The organism is Asaia sp. As-1742, assembly GCF_011753235.1.
GTDB classification, from domain to species: Bacteria; Pseudomonadota; Alphaproteobacteria; order Acetobacterales; family Acetobacteraceae; genus Asaia; species Asaia bogorensis_B.
The window spans coordinates 341180-359305 of sequence record NZ_VWWA01000004.1 but is presented as its reverse complement, the minus strand read 5'-3'; the positions used below and the strand labels follow the sequence as shown (position 1 = coordinate 359305).

At 61.4% G+C, this 18126-nt stretch carries 18 protein-coding genes; 12 read left to right on the top strand and 6 right to left on the bottom strand.

The window, feature by feature from the left end; translation table 11 throughout:
* Window positions 1-40: 40 nt before the first annotated feature.
* From F3J08_RS08935 to F3J08_RS08920, 4 genes are all read right to left on the bottom strand, one after another.
* A complete protein-coding gene (locus tag F3J08_RS08935; RefSeq protein ID WP_166929388.1) occupies window positions 41-277 on the bottom strand; it encodes a hypothetical protein in 237 nt (78 codons plus the stop codon).
* A gap of 191 nt (window positions 278-468) precedes the next feature.
* Window positions 469-1638 carry a GNAT family N-acetyltransferase gene (locus F3J08_RS08930; protein ID WP_166929542.1) on the bottom strand — a complete coding sequence of 390 codons (1170 nt, stop codon included), beginning with the start codon at window positions 1636-1638 and terminating at the stop codon, window positions 469-471.
* Between the two features lie 185 nt (window positions 1639-1823).
* Complete coding sequence (locus F3J08_RS08925; RefSeq protein ID WP_166929386.1) at window positions 1824-2300, bottom strand: RidA family protein; 477 nt, start codon at window positions 2298-2300, stop codon at window positions 1824-1826.
* 38 nt (window positions 2301-2338) lie between these two features.
* Window positions 2339-3889, bottom strand: coding sequence for a vitamin B12-dependent ribonucleotide reductase (locus F3J08_RS08920; protein ID WP_166929384.1), 1551 nt, complete (start codon window positions 3887-3889; stop codon window positions 2339-2341).
* Between the two features lie 218 nt (window positions 3890-4107).
* On the opposite strand from F3J08_RS08920, the gene mlaD reads away from it, so the two are divergent.
* The 7 genes from mlaD to F3J08_RS08885 all read left to right on the top strand — a co-directional run bounded on the left by mlaD (window position 4108) and on the right by F3J08_RS08885 (window position 9294).
* Window positions 4108-4608, top strand: coding sequence for an outer membrane lipid asymmetry maintenance protein MlaD (mlaD, locus tag F3J08_RS08915; protein WP_023978262.1), 501 nt, complete (start codon window positions 4108-4110; stop codon window positions 4606-4608).
* Window positions 4605-4811, top strand: coding sequence for a hypothetical protein (locus tag F3J08_RS08910; protein ID WP_166929382.1), 207 nt, complete (start codon window positions 4605-4607; stop codon window positions 4809-4811). Before mlaD ends, F3J08_RS08910 begins: the two co-directional genes overlap by 4 nt.
* Window positions 4812-4821: 10 nt before the next feature.
* Window positions 4822-5724 (top strand): DUF2155 domain-containing protein, encoded by a 903-nt coding sequence (locus F3J08_RS08905; protein ID WP_166929380.1) that lies wholly within the window; start codon window positions 4822-4824, stop codon window positions 5722-5724.
* 193 nt (window positions 5725-5917) lie between these two features.
* Window positions 5918-6661 (top strand): trehalose-phosphatase, encoded by a 744-nt coding sequence (gene otsB, locus F3J08_RS08900; RefSeq protein ID WP_166929378.1) that lies wholly within the window; start codon window positions 5918-5920, stop codon window positions 6659-6661.
* Window positions 6661-8004 carry a trehalose-6-phosphate synthase gene (locus tag F3J08_RS08895; RefSeq protein ID WP_166929376.1) on the top strand — a complete coding sequence of 448 codons (1344 nt, stop codon included), beginning with the start codon at window positions 6661-6663 and terminating at the stop codon, window positions 8002-8004. The genes otsB and F3J08_RS08895 overlap by 1 nt, the downstream gene beginning before the upstream one ends.
* The gene (locus F3J08_RS08890) at window positions 8001-8501 is read left to right on the top strand and encodes a disulfide bond formation protein B (RefSeq protein WP_062165564.1); all 501 of its coding nucleotides are present in this window, start codon (window positions 8001-8003) and stop codon (window positions 8499-8501) included. Before F3J08_RS08895 ends, F3J08_RS08890 begins: the two co-directional genes overlap by 4 nt.
* A gap of 439 nt (window positions 8502-8940) precedes the next feature.
* The gene (locus tag F3J08_RS08885) at window positions 8941-9294 is read left to right on the top strand and encodes a UrcA family protein (RefSeq protein ID WP_122038365.1); all 354 of its coding nucleotides are present in this window, start codon (window positions 8941-8943) and stop codon (window positions 9292-9294) included.
* A gap of 11 nt (window positions 9295-9305) precedes the next feature.
* Here F3J08_RS08885 and F3J08_RS08880 read toward each other — a convergent pair whose 3' ends face one another.
* On the bottom strand, window positions 9306-11105 hold the full coding sequence (locus F3J08_RS08880; protein WP_255493461.1) for an ATP-binding protein: 1800 nt from the start codon (window positions 11103-11105) through the stop codon (window positions 9306-9308).
* Window positions 11106-11111: 6 nt separating this feature from the next.
* Window positions 11112-11825: a response regulator transcription factor gene (locus tag F3J08_RS08875; RefSeq protein ID WP_023978270.1), complete on the bottom strand. Its 714-nt coding sequence runs from the start codon at window positions 11823-11825 to the stop codon at window positions 11112-11114.
* Between the two features lie 261 nt (window positions 11826-12086).
* Between F3J08_RS08875 and F3J08_RS08870 the strand changes: the two genes are divergently transcribed.
* From F3J08_RS08870 to metK, 5 genes are all read left to right on the top strand, one after another.
* Window positions 12087-12674: a nucleotide exchange factor GrpE gene (locus F3J08_RS08870; protein ID WP_122038366.1), complete on the top strand. Its 588-nt coding sequence runs from the start codon at window positions 12087-12089 to the stop codon at window positions 12672-12674.
* Between the two features lie 129 nt (window positions 12675-12803).
* Window positions 12804-14708 carry a molecular chaperone DnaK gene (dnaK, locus tag F3J08_RS08865; RefSeq protein WP_166929374.1) on the top strand — a complete coding sequence of 635 codons (1905 nt, stop codon included), beginning with the start codon at window positions 12804-12806 and terminating at the stop codon, window positions 14706-14708.
* A 183-nt stretch (window positions 14709-14891) separates the two neighbouring features.
* Window positions 14892-16034: a molecular chaperone DnaJ gene (gene dnaJ, locus F3J08_RS08860; protein WP_023978273.1), complete on the top strand. Its 1143-nt coding sequence runs from the start codon at window positions 14892-14894 to the stop codon at window positions 16032-16034.
* A gap of 5 nt (window positions 16035-16039) precedes the next feature.
* On the top strand, window positions 16040-16783 hold the full coding sequence (dapB, locus tag F3J08_RS08855) for a 4-hydroxy-tetrahydrodipicolinate reductase (protein WP_166929372.1): 744 nt from the start codon (window positions 16040-16042) through the stop codon (window positions 16781-16783).
* Between the two features lie 146 nt (window positions 16784-16929).
* Window positions 16930-18117 carry a methionine adenosyltransferase gene (metK, locus tag F3J08_RS08850; protein ID WP_166929370.1) on the top strand — a complete coding sequence of 396 codons (1188 nt, stop codon included), beginning with the start codon at window positions 16930-16932 and terminating at the stop codon, window positions 18115-18117.
* Window positions 18118-18126 lie beyond the last annotated feature (9 nt).

The following is an 18126-nucleotide window of genomic DNA, read 5'->3' as shown; positions in this document are numbered from 1 at the left end:
GGCAGGGCCGATCGTCCCGGTACCTGCCAGAATAACGCGTTCAGATGGCGAGGCCTTCCGTGCGCTCGCTCCAGTGGGTCGAGCCCCCCGAAGCAGATGCCTCGCTGCGCTCAGCACTGTCGAAGCCGAAAAACATCTGAGCCTCGGCCCAGACGAGCGAGGATTGGGCCATATGGCCGTGTGTTGCGGCACCCTGTGGCCCACGGCCCCGGCTGCCATGGCTTTGCGCCAGCAAGCGGGCAAGATCGGCGGCGCCGGTCGAAAGATATCTGATCATTCAGTCTGACCCTTGCGACTGCGCCCCCAACCGGAGCATTTCCCCCAGCCAGACAAAGGCGCATGGAAAAAAGGCCCGAAGGATTGTCGTCGCGGGGGTTCTCTCCCGGGATTTCAATCCGCCGGAGGGGCATGGGAAAAACCGCATTACCCCGGAAACAAGGTCAGCCTATATGATAGTGAGAGTCGTTCTCAACAACTATTTTCATGACGATAAGGCGAAAGAGCGGCGAGTGCGTCTTTCTCTTCAAGAATGGCCCGTCTCTCCTCGGCAAGATAAGGCCGCACAGCCCGCGCCAGAGCCGGATCTCGGATATAGTGGGACGAATAGGTCAGGCTGGGCAGGTAGCCACGCTGGATCTTGTGCTCACCCTGCGCCCCTGCCTCGACACGAGACAGGCCATGCGTGATGGCGAAATCAATGGCGCGGTAATAACACAGCTCGAAATGCAGGAAGGGCCACTCGCCCTCGCATCCCCAGTTGCGCCCATAGAGCGTATCGCGCCCTGCCAGATTCAACGCTGCTGCCACGGGCTCGCCCTCATGCAAGGCCTGCATCAGCACGATTTTCTCACCCAGACGCTCTGACAGACCCGAAAAGAAAGCGCGGGTCAGATAGGCCTGTCCCCATTTGCGGTCGATGGTCGCCTGATAGAATCCATAGAACCGATCCCAGTCCCGGCCGGTGATTTCCGGCCCGCGCAAGGTGCGAAATTCCAGCCCGCATCCCTGTGCATCACGCCGCTCACGACGGATCGCCTTGCGTTTGCGCGAGGCCAGCGCTTCGAGAAACTGCTCGAAATCCTGATAACCATTGTTATGCCAGTGATATTGCAGGCCCAGCCGCTCCATCCAGCCATGTGAGGCCAGAGCCTCCTGCTCCTGACCGATGCAGAATGTCATGTGAATGGAGGACAGACCCAGCTCCTGACAGGCCTGACGCAGCGCATCGCCAAAGACCCCGCGTACTGTCCCTTCCGTCAGGTGATCATGGGTCAGCCGGACTGGATCGATGAGCAGGCGCGGCCCGCTGACGGGAGAAAACGGGACGGCGATCTGAAGCTTGGGATAATAATCGCCCCCGGCCTGCTCATAGGCGCGCGCCCAGCTCTGGTCGAAAACATATTCTCCGTAGGAGTGACCCTTGAGAAACAGGGGAGCTACGGCAACCAGCGCCTCGCCGTTCCTGAGCGCCGCATAACGCGGTAGCCAACCTGTTCTGGCCCCGACAGAACCGCTTTCCTCAAGCGTCAGGAAAAAACCGTGGGACAGGAAGGGGTTATCGTCCCCGGCACAGCGATCCCAGAGAGCGGCGTCAATTTCGGCAATGGACGCATGAAGCGTCAGGGACCAGTCTGTCATGGGCAGCATGTGGTCCAGGCCTGAAGGCAAAACAACCTTGCCCGGTATCGTCAGGCTGCAAAACGTGGTTTTACGCATCCTGCGCGTCTTTCAGCGGTGATTGACCAGCGCAGGGCAGTCCTGAAAAGCGCTGTCAGGCGCGGCAGAAGAAATACCACGCCCGCAGGGCTTTTCGAGGGGAGTGATCAGGCGATTTCGATCAGCGCCTCAACCTCGACCGGCGCATCCAGCGGCAGGGAGGGTACGCCAATGGTGGAACGGGCATGACGCCCGGCGTCACCGAACACAGCAACCGCCAGATCGGAGGCGCCATTCATGACGGTGGCGTGCTGCGTGAAGTCAGGCGTGCAGGCAATGAACCCGCCAAGACGCACAATGCGCTTCACGCGGGCCAGATCGCCCAGTTCGGCCTGCACCTGTGCGAGAATGTTGAGAAAGCAGAGCTCGGCACATTCACGCCCCAGCTCAGCCGCAACATCCTCACCCAGCTTGCCCGTGGCCTTGAGCGTACCGCCTGAAAGTGGCAGCTGGCCGGAAACGACCAGAAGCGAGCCCGTGCGTGCCACAGGCACATAGGTTGCCACCGGGGCTGCGGCTTTGGGCAGTTCAAGCCCAAGGGCGGTCAGACGGGCGGTCGGGGTTTCGTCAGAGGTCTGTGACATCGGCTTGTCTCCTTGCAGAGGGGCTGAGGGGATCTCCCTCAGCTGACCAGTCGCAGCCTGCCACGCTCACGCGGCGGAAGATCACCCGGAATATCGAGCGGCAACATCGGATCCTCCTCGATCACGTGAGGATCTTCGGGTGCGCTGTCGGGCAGACGCTTGCCCAGATAACTATCTGACAACGCCCTGAAGGCATAATCAAGCAGCGATGAGGCATAAGCCGCCACAGGATCGCCCTCGACCGTACCGGCAGGCCCGAAGCGCGTATGGGCAAACTGCTCGACATACGCCGCCAGCGGGGCACCGTGCTGGAGGCCGATTGTCACGGCCTGTCCGACGCTTTCAAGCAGGCCACGCACCATCGCGCTCTCACGACCGGGCGTAAGCGAGATCTCGCCCAGCGAGCCATCCTCATATTCACCCGTACGCAGATAGAGCCTATGCCCGCCAATCGCACTGCGCTGCGTGAACCCGCCATGACGTGCCGGCAGGGGGCGACGCACACCGCGCTCCAGACGCGCACGCAAAGGCAGGGGCGACGCCGGATCGGGGCGCGCAGGCATACGATCGACAAACCCGGTCAGGGCGCGATGCATCAGAAGATGGGCATCGGGTCCGGGCTGGGGCAGGGGGTTTTCGCCCAGTACCGCACGGGCGAACGCGCCTTCCAGCGTCAACCCGCGATGAGCCAGCCGTGACAGGGCACTTGCACGCAGCGTTCCATCGGCACGCAACGGCGAGAAGATGGGAGCCAGCCCGCATGCCTCGACACCCAACAGGGCATCGACAGGGCCGGGCTGGGAAAAGCCGGTCTCGATCAGCACCCTGTTGGGCAGATCGGGCAGCGTATCCTCCATCTCGTCGCGTATCTGGCGCCCTGTGACTTCGAGTCCCGGGATCGGGCAGGAGACAGGAGGCAGCGGCACCGGCCCTGCACCCTGACGCGCAAGGGAGGTGGCAAGCCAGCACAGATAGCAGGCGGCATCACGCCCGGTTTCACTGTCATAATCGAGCCCCATAAGGGCGAGACAGCTATCCAGATTGGTCAGCAGCAGCGTCCCTGCGGGGCCACCCTGAGCCTCCTGCTCGGGTGTTGCGGCGGCAGGACCGTCGAAAAGCGGCAATTCACCGTTGAGCATGGGGCCATTGACCGCATGGAGGCGGCGCAGGGCGCTACAGGCCAGGCGAATGAGCGTGACAAAGGCCTCGCCGTTGAAATCACCTTCCTGAACGAAAGCCGCCAGATTGACCACGAACCCGCTGCGACGATCGACCTGCCCCTGCCAGAGCGGCGCCATCGGCGCCATCTGTCGCTCCAGCAACGCGGCTGCCAGTGCGGCACCAAGACCGGCACTCCCCACTGAATCACCCGGCAGCGCAGGCAGGCTGGTCAGCCGGTCGAGCCAGCGTGCGGCCTCGCTCGAAAGGCGCAAGGCGCCACTCGATGCCGAAAGCTGCAAAAGTGCTATCGCCGCTTCGTCTTCCCAGCTTGCAGGAAGGGTTACGGCGCGCAGGGCGAGATCGTCCGGATCGGCAGCGACATGCGTTGTGCGCATACGCACCCCGTTCCAATGGAGAAGCGTTGTCATACCCTTGAATCTAGGCATCGACTCGGGCCGGGAAAAGGGTGTTTCGGCACCGCCCACTGGGGATAATGGTCCGCAAAATGGGGATATGGTGGATAACATTCCTGCCCCCCGCCAGGGCAGGGTGATAGACGCTTGCGAGCGAAGCCTGTAGGACTGGCAGGGTTGTCTTTCAACAGCGCACCCTTTCCGGGGTCCAAGCCTGCGAGTTGCCAAATCCCATGAGTTCACTGTCTGGCGTGCGCCCCCGTCGCGATCTTCTCGAACTGACGACCGGCTTCGTGGTTCTTGCGATCCTGGCGGCCCTGCTTGCCCTTGCCGTTCTGGGCCGTCATCAGGGTGGCAGCGACGGCTATATGCTCAAGGCCGTTTTCAACCAGATCGATGGTCTTTCGGTCGGGTCGGATGTCCGTCTGGCCGGCATCACGGTGGGCCATGTCACCTCCGAGCAGGTCGATCCGAAAAGCTATCGTGCGCAGGTCAGCTTCACGGTACGCAATGGCATCAATCTGCCAACCGACAGTGCCGCCATCGTGACGTCTGACAGCCTGCTTGGAGGGAAGTATATTGCTCTCTCCCCCGGCGGCGATGAAAAGAACCTGACACCCGGCTCCGTCGTAGGGCAGACCCAGGGGGCCATCAGCCTCGAACAGCTTCTGAGCAAGTTCATTTTCTCGGTGACGGACTCGCTCGACAAGAGCCGCAAGGCCGCCACCCCATGAACGAGGCGACGCCCTGGACCGACCGCAACGGCACCCCGATTGCCTGCGTGGAGAAACTCAAGGTCCTGCGTGAAAACGACACCGAGCTGCGCCAGACGCTGCAGGACGTGTTCGAGGATGCCTTGCTGATGGGCGTCGCCCCCGAAGTCATGCGCCGCCATCTGGCTGGCATGATCGACGCGCTGGAAGAACTCAATCCATGAAATGCGCCCTATGAAACGCACCGGGATACACGCTCTTTTCCAGACACAGGGCCACAAGCGCGTCCTGCGTTTGTCCGGCCTCGCACCTCTGGCTGTCATTGCCCTCATGACCGCCTCTTCCATGCCCGCTCTGGCGGCAGAAGCCGTGGCGCCTCCGGTGATGTATCCGGCTGGTCTGTGGCAAGGTCGCGGTGAGGCTGTGATCCGCGTTCTCAACCGAACCGACTCCCATATCGAGACAATGACCATTCCGGTTGGGGGGCAGGCGCAATATCGCAGCCTGCATCTTGGCGTCACGCGCTGCGTCGAACGTCCCGAGACCCTGCCGAGCAATGCGGCAGCCCTCATTACCACCAGTGACGATACGGACCCTGGTGCCCATTACACGGGCTGGATTCTGGCGCAGGAACCTTCACTCGGCACCTACAAGAGCGCGCTCTACAGCATTTCGGTCGTTGCATGCTCCGGCCCGAAGGCCGACCCCACACTCGCCCCCCTGCCGCAGCCGGTCGTGCCTGTTCTGGGCGCGAACACACCTGATAGTGCCCAGAGCCAGCCGGGCGATCTGAACGATCCGTCGCAAGGTTCCGCCGCGTTGCCTGTGCGCTCCGGCACACTTCCGGCAAATGGCGGCAACCCGGCCAGTGGCGCTTCGGCCGGGCCGACCCGCCTCACGCCACTCGGTGACCCTGCAGCCAGCTCACACCCGGTAGGAGGGGCTTACAATCAGCCCACTCGCAACGAGACGAGCCAGGGACAATCACTCCCTCGTACCCCCCAGTCTCCTTCGTCCGGCGCCGATCAGGGTGGTCCCATGCAGCTGGCGCCCCTTTCAGGCGGGCCGGTATCAAACGGCGCGCCATCGAATGGCAGTGGCCAACCCCTTCCGCCTCCCCAGCCCTACGGACAGTAACGTCACGGGCTTGCCCATCGACGGCGTGGCGCCCGGTCGCCACGCCGTCCGACAAGCCCGATCCAGTGTTGCGGATCGGGTGCAAAGCAACAAAATGACATGACGACCATATTCTGATCAGATTTGGGGCTGATAACGCAGCTGTGCCTGTATTTCGGTGCAACCGCGTATCAATGAGGAAGTTATCAAACCCATGACAACCCCCTCTCCCACGGCGACTCCGTCATCTGGCCCAATCGCGCCCTCTGCGGATCACGCAGCCTTTCTGCTCGATTTCGACGGGACTTTGGTCGATATTGCCCCGACCCCGGCTTCTGTTCAGGTCGAGCCCGGCCTGATCGAGACGCTGCTGCGCCTCAGAGATCGTTGCGGCGGTGCGCTTGCCATTGTTACCGGGCGTCCGATCGAACAGATCGACCATTTTCTGCCTGGTATTCCGACCGCTGTTGCAGGCGAGCATGGGCTTACCCTGCGCCGCAGCCTCGATGGACAGGAAGAACCTGTTGTCACAACACCCCTGCCCCCGGAATGGCAAAGCCGTGCCGAAGCCCTGATAGGGCGTTTCCCCAATACGGCGCTCGAACGCAAGAAGGCGGGGCTCGTGCTGCATTATCGCGGCAATCCCGACGCTGGCAGCCTTTTCGAGCAGGAAATCATCGCATGGCTGGCGGGTCAGGATGATTTTGAAATCCATCCGTCCAAGATGGCCTGGGAAATCCGCCTTGCCGGTATTCACAAGGGCAATGCCGTCGAGGCTCTGATGGCGCAGCCTCCTTTCGCCGGACGCGTGCCGGTTTTTGTCGGTGACGACGTGACTGACATGGACGGCGTTCGGGCCGCCAAGGCCCTTGGCGGGTTCGGTTATCTCATTCCTGATGATTTCCCGACCGCTTATGAATTCAGGGCATGGCTTGCCCGTTATGTGGAGACTGCCTGATGGGTCGCCTCGTCGTTGTTTCCAACCGTGTCCCTGCCCCGCGTGAACGCAGCCAGCCCGCAGGCGGTCTGGCCGTGGGCGTACGCGATGCCGTGCGTGGCACGGAGAGCCTCTGGTTTGGCTGGTCAGGCCGCCACACCACGCAATCTCGCGAGCAGACGCCCAAGCTCGACACCCATGAGAGCTGCACCTATGCCACGATCGATCTGACGCGCAGCGAGTACGAGCATTTCTACGAGAAATTCTCCAACGGGCTGCTTTGGCCGCTCTGCCACTATCGCATCGGGATCATCGACTACAAACGGATCGATTATCAGGTCTATCGCGAGGTCAATGCCCTCTTTGCCGATCAACTCGTTCCTCTCCTGCGCGAGGACGATACGCTCTGGGTCCATGACTACCATCTCTTCCCGCTGGGCGCGAAGCTGCGCCGGCGTGGCGTCAAGGCCAAGATCGGCTTTTTCCTGCACATTCCGTTCCCGCCCTGGAGCGTGACGCGCGTGCTTCCCTGCGCCGAGGAAATGCTGCGTGAGATGGCTGCCTATGACCTTATCGGTGTGCAGACCGAGGAAGATGCCCGCAACATGAACGGGTGCTTCGAGGCCAATAATCTGCCCAACCGCGCCGTTCATTTCCCGATCGGCATCGACCCGGTCGAATTCAGCGAGCAGGCCGAACAGAATGTCATGGCCGAGGAGGTGCAGCGCCTCCAGGCATCCCTTCGCGGCCGCAAGCTCATCCTTGGTGTGGATCGCCTCGACTATTCCAAGGGGATCCCGGAGCGCATCCACGGCTACGAGACTTTTCTCAACCGCTACCCCGAGCATAAGGGTGAAACAGTTCTTCTGCAGATCACACCCGTCTCACGCGCCGGTGTCGCCAGCTATCGTGCGCTGCGTCGTGAGCTTGATGAGATGGCAGGGCATATCAATGCCATGCACGGCAATTTCGACTGGTCACCCATCCGCTACCTCACCCAGTCTGTCCCGCGCGAGGTTCTGGCCGGTTTCCACCGCATTGCCGATGTGGCACTTGTCACCCCGTTGCGCGATGGCATGAATCTTGTGGCCAAGGAATTCGTCGCCGCGCAAAGCGCCGATGATCCGGGCGCCCTCATCCTGTCATCGCTCGCCGGTGCTGCGCCCGAAATGGAGCAGGCCCTCATGGTGAACCCGTATGATCACGAAGGCATTGCCGATGCGATCCATGCCGGGATCACAATGAGTCTTGAAGAGCGGCAAAGACGCTGGCAGGCTCTGCATTACGACGTCACCCAGAATACCGCAGCAAACTGGGCCGATCGTTTTCTTGAAATGCTCAGAGAGACCGAAAGACAGGAATGATTGCTCGACTGACCGGTGGATTACTGTTTTTCGCCGGTATGGCCGCAATTGGCGTCGCCTGGTGGGCCGAGCACGTGCTCGGCTATGCCCCGTGCGAGCTTTGCCTTATCGAGCGTGCGCCGTGGCGCATCGTCGCCTTTCTTGGCGTTCTGGCCCTGCTCATCCCGGGTATGGTCGGGTTCTGGGCAACGGTCCTGAGTCTGCCAGCCCTTGCTGCAGCCGTCATGCTGGCCGGGCTCCATAATGGCGTCGAGCAGAAATGGTGGGAAAGCCCGCTTCCTGCCTGTCACGCACCCGTATTTCATGCAGGCGCCAGCTTCCGCGAGCGTATGGCCAGTATGCCTCTTCGCCCCGCCAAACCCTGCGATGACCCGACCTATCTCTTTCATCTGCCTGTTTCGATGACGGTCCTTGGCGGTATTGCTGCTGCGCTGCTGTTCATCCTCGTCAGCTATAGCGTCGTGCTTCAGGCCCGGCGCTGGCACGCGGCACGCTGAACCGGTCGCGGTTTCCGCCTGAAACGCCCAATCCCTGTCGAAACGGATAGAGGCTGGCAGGGCTCGGGGGATTTGTCCGGTTCCGAGGCCACGCAAGAAAAGCGTCAACCTCTATCCGCAGCGGGTCCTGCGCCTACGATCCCCGCCCTGATCATCGAAGATGAGGCATCTGGCACCTCGCCGTCTGTGTTCGCTAACCTGAAATTTTTCATCCAAGGCGGGTGAGAATCTTATCTCCCTATCACGATAGCAAGAATATTGGGTATTTTTCACCATACTATGATTCATGACGCCATTAAGGGATAATTTGTCGCACATAAATCGGCATAACAACAAAAAAATTCCGGAATAACGCCCGTAAATCGAGTTTGGCACGGTGCTTGCAAGAGAGAAATCAGACCATCAGGCAAAGGGCCTGAGGCACATAGGGATTTCAATCATGTTCGCATTCACCAAGTCCTTCATCGCCGCTGCCAGCCTCGTCGCTCTTGCTGCCCAGCCTGCCCTTGCGAAAGACATTGTGGTCGAGAACGTCCAGGCCGCAGCAAACCAGACAGCTCAGATTGATGTTTCCAACACCAACCTGAAATCTGACCGCGACTGGAATCGCGTTGCCGATACCATTCGTGTCAAGGCGGCCGACATCTGTGAACGCACGGTAGGCGCCAGCGATCGCCGCGAAGCCGATATCGAGGAATGCACGCAGGCCGCCTACGAAAACGGCGTACAGCAGATGCGCGATATCTATGCCCGCCGCACCCTGGTCAGCCAGACGCGTCTGGCCCGCTCGTGAGCGAAAAGGCGCTACAGCGCGCGTGGCAACAGGATGACGAAACGGGCGCCTATGATCCGACCCGTTTCATCATAACGGTTCTCGGCATGGAGCGTCCCGTGAAGGGCCTCGATAATCTGGCGGCTGATCGCCAGCCCCAGGCCTGAATGCTGGCCGAAATTCTCGGTCTGGGGTCGCTCCGAATAGAAGCGGTCAAAAATATCCTCGAGTTTGAGAGGCGGAATACCCGGCCCCTCATCACTCACCGTTATACGGATCTGCCTGTCCTCGGGGCGCATGAAGAGCGTTATGTGCCCGCGCGGGGGAGAGAATGAAATGGCATTGCCAATGAGATTGCGCAGGACCTGAACAAGACGGTCCTCGACAGCCAGAACACGCAGCGGATGATTGGCATCGTCGTGAGAGTCATCAAGAATGATGATCGCGTCTTCGGGCTTGCGCGTTGTCTGATGCATCTCCGTCAGGATGGAGAGCAGCATACCGACCGCCACGGGTTCTGAGCGTGTTCGTGACAGCTCGGCATCGATACGGCTTGCATCCGCAATGTCGGTAATCAGCCGGTCCAGACGGCGGACATCGTTGTTGATGATCGCCAGCAGGCGCGTCTGCCGTTCACGGTTCTCGATACGCGGCAACGTCTCGATGGCCGAGCGGATGGATGAAAGCGGGTTCTTGATTTCATGGCTCACATCGGCCGCAAAGCGTTCGATCGCGTCCATGCGTGCCCATAGTGCCAGCACGCTGCCACGCAGGGCTCGCGCAAGTACGCCAATTTCGTCACGGCGTACCAGCAGGGATTCCGGCACGCTGTCAGCGCGCCCGGCCACATCGCGCATGTCATGCGACGCCACCGCAAGACGCAGCAGCGGGCGGGCGATGGTGATCGAGAGATACCATGACAGCAGGACCGTCACGGCCATTGCGGCCAGAAACAGCGAGAGTATGGAGGACCGGACGGCAAATAGCGAACGATCGACCTCCTGGGCCTGGCGCGTAAGCTGGATGATCCCCACGGTCTGACCGTCATGGATGACCGGCTCTGCCACCGTGATCACCAGCTCATGCTCGGGGGTGCGCCGGATATAGGGCGCGGCTTCGGCACCCCGATATTCGCCTGCCGAGCGCAGAGGCGGCGGCGCATCCTGCGTTTCCAGCATGACAATCCCCTCGCGGGAGGAGAGCGGCAGCAGGGAAAGCAGCCACTCATAGGCAATTTCGATGCCGTTATTGCGTGGCGGCTGCCAGCGTGGCGGCGGCGCAGGCTCGCCCGCCCCCGACTGCCCCTTGCGGTCGCGGCGCACAAGGGCGGCTTCGTTCAGGCTGTCGGCCACCAGGGTACCATCCGGCCCGACAAGGCGCGCGCGCACATTGGGGCTGGGTTCGGTCAGACGAAGCAACAAGGGGCGCGCCTGCGCCCCGTCGAGCATGAATTCGGCACCGGGAAAGGGATGACGGGCCGGGTCGCGCACCACGGCAATCTGCCCCATGGCCGCCGCGTAGATATGGGCCTGCTCGCGCAGGGCATTCACATCGGTTTCAAGCAAGCTGTTCTGGAAGTCGTTCAGGAAGAGCAGCGTGACGGCCAGAATGGCCAGAGGCAGCGTGTTGAGCAGGAAGATGCGCCGCATGAGCGGTGAGGCGAAACGCGGCAGCCGGAAGCGACGTGTCGTCCTGCGGCTCTCACGTCCGGCCTCCAGCGCCAGCGTGTCACCATGGCGAAATGAGCGCCGACGCAGGCGTTTGAAGGCCTGTGACATGCCGCCCGGCGCCCCGCGCCGCGACCGCCTGCCGAATGATTCACGCTGCGGCATACTGGCTCAGTCTTCCTTGTAACGATATCCTATGCCGTACAAGGTCTCGATCTGATTGAAGTTGTCATCGATCTGCCTGAACTTCTTGCGGACGCGCTTGATGTGACTGTCGATGGTGCGGTCATCCACATAGATGTTTTCACCGTAGGCCGCATCGATCAGCTGGTCGCGTGATTTCACCATGCCCGGACGAAGAGCCAGCGCCTTGACCAGGAGGAATTCTGTGACGGTCAGCATGATATCCTGCCCCGCCCAGAGGCACTGATGGCGTGTCTCATCAAGGGTGAGGCTGCCACGCACGATGGCGGCGCCCGCTCCTGACGTACCGCTGCCCTCGGCGCGGCTGGCGTCCTGTCGGCGCAGCAGGGCGCGGATGCGCTCCAGCAGCAGGCGCTGCGAGAAAGGCTTGGTGATGTAGTCATCCGCCCCAAGGCGCAGGCCCATGAGCTGGTCCAGTTCCTCATCCTTGGAGGAGAGGAAAATGACCGGCAGGGATGAGCGCGCCCGCAGGCGCTGCAGCAACTCCATACCATCCATGCGCGGCATCTTGATGTCCAGCACCGCCAGACTGACAGGACGCGCCAGTATGCCCTGCAGGGCGGCTTCGCCATCGGTATAGGCGTGCACAACAAACCCTTCGGCCTCCAGCGTCATCTGGACCGAAGTGAGGATGTTACGGTCATCATCCACCAGGGCGATGGTGTGCTTTGTCGTCTCCATGCGCGATGTATCCGCCTTCAATTTCTGCCTGTTGCCAATCCAAGGGGGGTTGGCATATGGCTTGTCACAGCCACCTATATCTTACCACGCGGCTGCGCCCAAGACGGGGCTGCCGAAAACGGTCGGACATCGCTGGATGGTCGACCCGAGTGTTTCCGTGGCTTCTGGCGGTCATGCTCGCCCCGTTGCGGGGGAGTACGCTGAAGCCGACCTTTTGCTGCCCGGCCTGACCGGGCCCGATTTTTCGAGGTTGCGACCACGATGACGACTGAGAACACGCTGCACGACGCGCAGAACGACGCCCCGGCACCCGAGACCGCCGAAGCGGCAGAGGCCACCCCCGATACGGCAGGCCAGACGCCTGAATCCCGCATTGCCGAGCTGGAAGCCCAGGTTGAGGAATTCCGCGACAAGTGGATGCGCTCCGAAGCCGAGATGCAGAATTACCGCACCCGCGCCAAGCGCGAAGTGGAAGATGCCCGCCAGTATGCGGTGCAGAAATTCGCCAAGGATGTGGTCGAAGCGGCTGAGAACCTGCAGCGTGGCCTTGCCTCCCTGCCGCCCAAGGCCGAAGGTGAAGAAGGGCTCGTCGCCAAGCTGCGCGAGGGCTTCGAGAGCACGGAACGCTCTTTCCTTGGTATTCTGGAACGCAATGGCATTACCTGCCAGCATCCGGTGGGCGAGGTGTTCGATGCCAATCTGCATCAGGCGATGGCCGAGCAGCCGAGCGACGAACACGCGGACGGTACGGTAATGCAGGCCTGGACCCCCACCTGGACGCTTAATGGCCGTCTGCTTAAGCCCGCTATGGTCGTTGTGGCGAAGGGCGGCAACAAAGCCGCAGAATGAGGCTTGAAACCCTCGTCATGCGCTCCTAGATTTTATCTGTAACCCGCCCCTGCCGAGGCAGGGAGACGAAAACAAGGGCGTTGCCCGGTGCCTGAATGGGCCGGATGACGCCGCTGAAAGGACTGAAATATGAGCAAAGTCATTGGTATTGACCTTGGCACCACGAACTCTTGCGTCGCGATCCGCGAAGGCGATGAGACCAAGGTCATCGAAAACAGCGAAGGCGCACGCACCACGCCGTCCATGGTCGCTTTCACCGCCAACGGTGAGCGTCTCGTCGGACAGGCCGCCAAGCGCCAGGCTGTCACCAACCCTTCCGATACGCTGTATGCCGTCAAGCGTCTGATCGGCCGTCGCTATGATGACCCGACCGTCGCCAAGGACAAGGAAATGGTCCCGTACGAGATCGTACGTGGCGATAACGGCGATGCATGGGTCCGCGCCCGTGGCGAGAACTACGCCCCGTCGCAGATCTCCGCTTTCGTGCTGGGCAAGATGAAGGAAACCGCCGAGGCCTATCTCGGTGAGACCGTTTCCCAGGCCGTCATCACGGTACCGGCCTACTTCAATGACGCCCAGCGTCAGGCAACGCGCGATGCCGGTCGTATCGCCGGTCTTGAAGTGCTGCGTATCATCAACGAGCCGACGGCTGCCGCTCTGGCCTATGGCCTTGGCAAGCGCGATTCCGGCACGGTGGCCGTTTATGACCTTGGTGGTGGCACGTTCGACGTGTCGATCCTCGAGATCTCCGATGGCGTGATCGAAGTGAAGTCCACCAACGGTGACACCTTCCTTGGTGGTGAGGACTTCGATAACCGCATCATTGGCTACCTCGCAGACGAGTTCAAGCGCGACCAGGGCATCGACCTGCGCGGCGACAAGCTGGCTCTGCAGCGTCTCAAGGAAGCCGCCGAGAAGGCCAAGATCGAGCTTTCCTCCTCCAAGGAAACCGAAATCAACCTGCCCTTCATCACGGCTGATGCCTCGGGTCCGAAGCATCTCGTGGTCAAGCTGAGCCGCGCCAAGCTGGAAAGCCTGGTCGAGGATCTGGTGCAGCGTACGCTCGGCCCGTGCCGCGCCGCGCTCAAGGATGCCTCGGTTACCCCGGCTGAAATCGACGAAGTCATTCTCGTCGGTGGCATGACGCGTATGCCGAAGGTCATCGAGACCGTGAAGCAGTTCTTCGGCAAGGACCCCGCCCGCAACGTCAACCCTGACGAAGTGGTGGCTATTGGTGCCGCTGTTCAGGGCGCCGTGCTCAAGGGCGACGTGAAGGATGTTCTGCTCCTCGACGTGACCCCGCTTTCGCTGGGCATCGAGACGCTGGGCGGTGTCTTCACCCGTCTGATCGATCGCAACACGACGATCCCGACCAAGAAGAGCCAGACCTTCTCGACGGCCGATGACAACCAGAGCGCCGTGACCATCAAGGTCTATCAGGGTGAGCGCGAAATGGCGGCAGACAACAAGCTGCTCGGTAATTTCGACCTCACCGGGATTGCTCCGGCTCCGCGTGGCGTGCCGCAGATCGAAGTCACGTTCGACATCGATGCCAACGGTATCGTCAACGTGTCGGCCAAGGACAAGGCGACCAACAAGGAACAGCAGATCAAGATCCAGGCTTCTGGTGGTCTGAACGATGCCGATATCGACCGTATGGTGAAGGAAGCCGAGGCCAATGCCACGGCAGACAAGGCCAAGCGCGAGATGGTCGAGCAGCGCAACAGCGCCGAGGCCCTGATCCATCAGACTGAAAAGTCGCTGACCGAAGCTGGCGACAAGGTTCCGGCAGCTGACAAGGCCGAGGCGGAATCGGCAGTGGCTGCGACCCGTGAAGCCATGAACGGCACGGATCTTGAGGCTCTGAAATCGGCGACCGAGCGTCTGACCCAGGCTGCCATGAAGATCGGTCAGGCTGTCTATGCCCAGTCTCAGGCTGAAGAGGGTGCCGCTGGTGGCGAGGCCCATGCTGCCAAGGACGAAAACGTCGTCGATGCCGATTTCGAGGACGTGGACGACAGCAAGAAGCACTGATCTCCCCGAGGAGGGGTTTGCCCCTCCAGAGGCTCGATGCTTTTGACGCCCGTCCTTCCTGAGGGAAGGGCGGGCGTTTCGCCGTTCAGCCCGGCGCGGTTTTTATCCGCGTTGCTTTGATTGCCCCCGCTGGTCATTACAGGCCGCATATTCTGATCCCTGGATCTCCTGACGAGGACTCCCATGGCCACCAAGATCGATTTCTACGCTGTTCTTGAAGTCTCCCGCACAGCCTCTGCCGATGAGCTCAAAAAGGCCTATCGCAAGCAGGCCATGCGCTTTCACCCCGACCGTAATCCGGGCGATGAAACAGCCGAGCACAAGTTCAAGGAAATCAACGAAGCCTATGATGTTCTGAAAGACGAACAGAAGCGCGCTGCCTATGACCGCTTCGGTCATGCTGCCTTTGAAAATGGCGGTATGGGCGGCGGTGGTTTCGGGGGCGGATTCGGCGGCGGTGGCCTCGATGACATCTTCGAAATGTTTGGCGACATGATGGGGGGCCGTCGTGGTGGCGGTCGTCGTCGCACCGGCAACGACATTCAGGTTCAGGTCGAAATCTCGCTTTCCGAGGCCTATGAAGGCGTCAAGAAGCCGGTCGAGATCCGTACCCGCGTTGCCTGCGAAAGCTGCCATGGTACGGGATCGGCTGACAGCAACCCCGGCGATGTGACCTGCCCAACCTGTCATGGCGCGGGTGCCGTGCGTGCACAGCAGGGCTTTTTTCTCGTCGAGCGTCCCTGCCCCACCTGCAAGGGCTCGGGCAAGGTCGTGCGCAATCCCTGCAAAAGCTGCAAGGGAAGCGGCACAACCGAGCAGACGCGTTCGATCGAGGTTCCCATTCCCGCCGGCGTGGAAGATGGCACACGCATCCGCCTGACGGGCGAGGGCGAAGCCGGTGGCAGCGGTATCCAGCCGGGCGATCTCTATGTGCATGTCGCGGTTGGTGGCAGCGATATCTTCCAGCGCGATGGCGCCAACATCTATTGCCGCGTGCCGCTTCGCATGACGCAGGCGGCGCTCGGTACGGAAATCGAGGTGCCTGTCATCGACGGCAGCCGCGCCAAGGTGAAGATTCCCGCCGGCACCCAATCGGGCGAGAATTTCCGCCTGCGTGGCAAGGGCTTCTCGGTGCTGCGTTCCAGCGCACGGGGTGATATGTATATCCAGGTTGCCGTGGAGACACCGCATCACCTCAACGCCCGCCAGAAAGAACTTCTCGAGGCTTTCGAGGCAGAGGCTGGTGAGGCGCAGGAGCAGGAAAAGGCCAATCCCGAGCACACGGGGTTCTTCGCCAAGGTCAAGGACTTCTTCGAAGGGAAGTAAGAGCCATGCGTATCGGCATTGCAGGTATCACCGGTCGCCTCGGGGCGCTTTGCGTCGAGGAAGTCGCGGCATCCGGGCTTGAGCTCTCCGGTGGGCTGGCACGCAAGGCCGATCCGCAGAAGCGTATCATGACAGATCCGGCTCAGCTGGCGGCGTGCAGCGATGTTGTGATCGATGTCAGCAGCCCGACTGCGATACTGGCCAATGCTGAAGCCTTCGCGCAGGCCGGCTGCGGCTGGGTGATCGGGACAACAGGGTTCGGCGCCGCGGAAGAACTGGCCATCCGCGCAGCCGCAACGCGGATCCCGGTGCTGCGGGCTGCCAATTTCGCACCCGGCCTGACCATGTTGCTCGATCTGGCACGTCAGCTCGGCGCCAGACTGCCGGCCCATGAATATGATGCTGAAATCCTGGAAACGCATCACCGTCAGAAACGCGACGCCCCGTCCGGCACGGCCCTCGCCATTGGTGAGCGCCTTGCCGAGGGCCGTGGTGTCGCACTGAACGACGTCATGGAAGTCAATCGCTCAGGCGTACGGGGTGAGGAGGCTATCGGTTTTGCCTCACTGCGGGCCGGGCAGATTGTGGGCGAGCACAGCCTGATCCTGACTTCGGGTACGGAACAGATCACCCTGTCGCATCGTGCCTTCGACCGACGGGTCTTTGCCCAGGGTGCTGTAAAGGCTGCCCGCTTTGTGGCAGGTAAACCTGCCGGGTTATATGAGATGACGGAAATATTCGGCGGCTGAAACGGGCCTGCCTTGCGTCTGAAACATAACAAACGCTTGACCCCTGCGGCTGTATGCCTCTAAGGACAGCCCTCTCTTGCGGGTCGGGCGCAGGTTGTCGCACGTCCGTACTCCTTTCTTTCACTCATTCCCTGCGAGGTCCCTGAGTGCGTAACTACGGCGAATTTCTCTTCACATCGGAATCCGTTTCTGAAGGTCATCCGGACAAGGTCTCTGACCGCATCAGCGATACCGTTCTGGACGCCTATCTGGAAGCAGACCCGGAAGCCCGCGTTGCGTGCGAAACCCTCTGCACCACCAACCGTGTCGTTCTGGCCGGTGAAGTTCGTGGTCCGACTTCGATCACCAGCGAATTGCTGATCGAGCGCGCCCGACACGCCATCAAGGATATCGGTTACGACCAGGAAGGTTTCTCCTGGAAGAACGCTGAAATCACCTCCCTGCTGCATGCGCAGTCCGCCGACATCGCTGTTGGCGTCGATAGCGCTGGCGAGAAGGACGAAGGCGCAGGCGACCAGGGCATCATGTTCGGCTTCGCCACCCGCGAGACCGAGCACCTGATGCCGGCCCCGCTCTATTACGCGCAGTCGATCCTCGAGAAGGTTCGTGACTACCGCAAGAGCGGCCATGCTCTGGGCGTCGGCCTGCTGCCGGATGCCAAGAGCCAGGTCACGCTGCGTTATGTTGATGGCAAGCCCGTTGGCGCGACGTCGGTCGTGATCTCGACGCAGCATATCGAAGGCATGCGCCAGAACACCATTCGCGAAATGCTGCGCGAAGTGGTTCGTGAAGTCCTGCCGGAAGGCTGGATGTGCCCGGAAGAAGAATTCTACGTCAATCCGACGGGTAACTTCGTGATCGGTGGTCCCGATGGCGATGCCGGCCTGACGGGTCGCAAGATCATTGTCGACACCTACGGTGGTGCAGCCCCCCATGGCGGCGGCGCCTTCTCGGGCAAGGACCCCACCAAGGTTGACCGTTCGGCTGCCTATGCCGCGCGCTACCTGGCCAAGAACGTGGTTGCTGCCGGTCTTTCCGATCGCTGCACCATCCAGCTCAGCTACGCCATTGGCGTGTCCAAGCCGCTCTCGGTCTATGTGGATCTCGATGGCACGGGCAAGGATATCGACGAAGCCCGTCTCGGCAAGCTGCTGAACGAAATGGTCGATCTGTCGCCGCGCGGCATCCGCAAGCATCTGCGCCTGAACCGTCCGATCTATGTGCCGACATCGGCCTATGGCCATTTCGGTCGCGTGCCCGATCCGGTGCTGGACAACTTCACGTGGGAGCAGACCGATCTGGTCAGCTCGCTGCGCGGTGCCCTCAACCGCTGAGGTCCCCAA

Excerpts from the sequence above, each read along its gene's own strand:
- F3J08_RS08885 (WP_122038365.1), top strand. The coding sequence starts at position 8,941 with ATGTTCGCATTCACCAAGTCCTTCATCGCCGCTGCCAGCCTCGTCGCT.
- mlaD (WP_023978262.1), top strand. The coding sequence starts at position 4,108 with ATGAGTTCACTGTCTGGCGTGCGCCCCCGTCGCGATCTTCTCGAACTG.
- dnaJ (WP_023978273.1), top strand. The coding sequence starts at position 14,892 with ATGGCCACCAAGATCGATTTCTACGCTGTTCTTGAAGTCTCCCGCACA.
- F3J08_RS08935 (WP_166929388.1), bottom strand. The coding sequence starts at position 277 with ATGATCAGATATCTTTCGACCGGCGCCGCCGATCTTGCCCGCTTGCTG.
- dapB (WP_166929372.1), top strand. The coding sequence starts at position 16,040 with ATGCGTATCGGCATTGCAGGTATCACCGGTCGCCTCGGGGCGCTTTGC.
- otsB (WP_166929378.1), top strand. The coding sequence starts at position 5,918 with ATGACAACCCCCTCTCCCACGGCGACTCCGTCATCTGGCCCAATCGCG.
- F3J08_RS08930 (WP_166929542.1), bottom strand. The coding sequence starts at position 1,638 with ATGACAGACTGGTCCCTGACGCTTCATGCGTCCATTGCCGAAATTGAC.
- dnaK (WP_166929374.1), top strand. The coding sequence starts at position 12,804 with ATGAGCAAAGTCATTGGTATTGACCTTGGCACCACGAACTCTTGCGTC.
- F3J08_RS08890 (WP_062165564.1), top strand. The coding sequence starts at position 8,001 with ATGATTGCTCGACTGACCGGTGGATTACTGTTTTTCGCCGGTATGGCC.
- F3J08_RS08895 (WP_166929376.1), top strand. The coding sequence starts at position 6,661 with ATGGGTCGCCTCGTCGTTGTTTCCAACCGTGTCCCTGCCCCGCGTGAA.
- F3J08_RS08870 (WP_122038366.1), top strand. The coding sequence starts at position 12,087 with ATGACGACTGAGAACACGCTGCACGACGCGCAGAACGACGCCCCGGCA.
- F3J08_RS08920 (WP_166929384.1), bottom strand. The coding sequence starts at position 3,889 with ATGACAACGCTTCTCCATTGGAACGGGGTGCGTATGCGCACAACGCAT.
- F3J08_RS08905 (WP_166929380.1), top strand. The coding sequence starts at position 4,822 with ATGAAACGCACCGGGATACACGCTCTTTTCCAGACACAGGGCCACAAG.
- F3J08_RS08910 (WP_166929382.1), top strand. The coding sequence starts at position 4,605 with ATGAACGAGGCGACGCCCTGGACCGACCGCAACGGCACCCCGATTGCC.
- F3J08_RS08925 (WP_166929386.1), bottom strand. The coding sequence starts at position 2,300 with ATGTCACAGACCTCTGACGAAACCCCGACCGCCCGTCTGACCGCCCTT.
- F3J08_RS08875 (WP_023978270.1), bottom strand. The coding sequence starts at position 11,825 with ATGGAGACGACAAAGCACACCATCGCCCTGGTGGATGATGACCGTAAC.
- F3J08_RS08880 (WP_255493461.1), bottom strand. The coding sequence starts at position 11,105 with ATGCCGCAGCGTGAATCATTCGGCAGGCGGTCGCGGCGCGGGGCGCCG.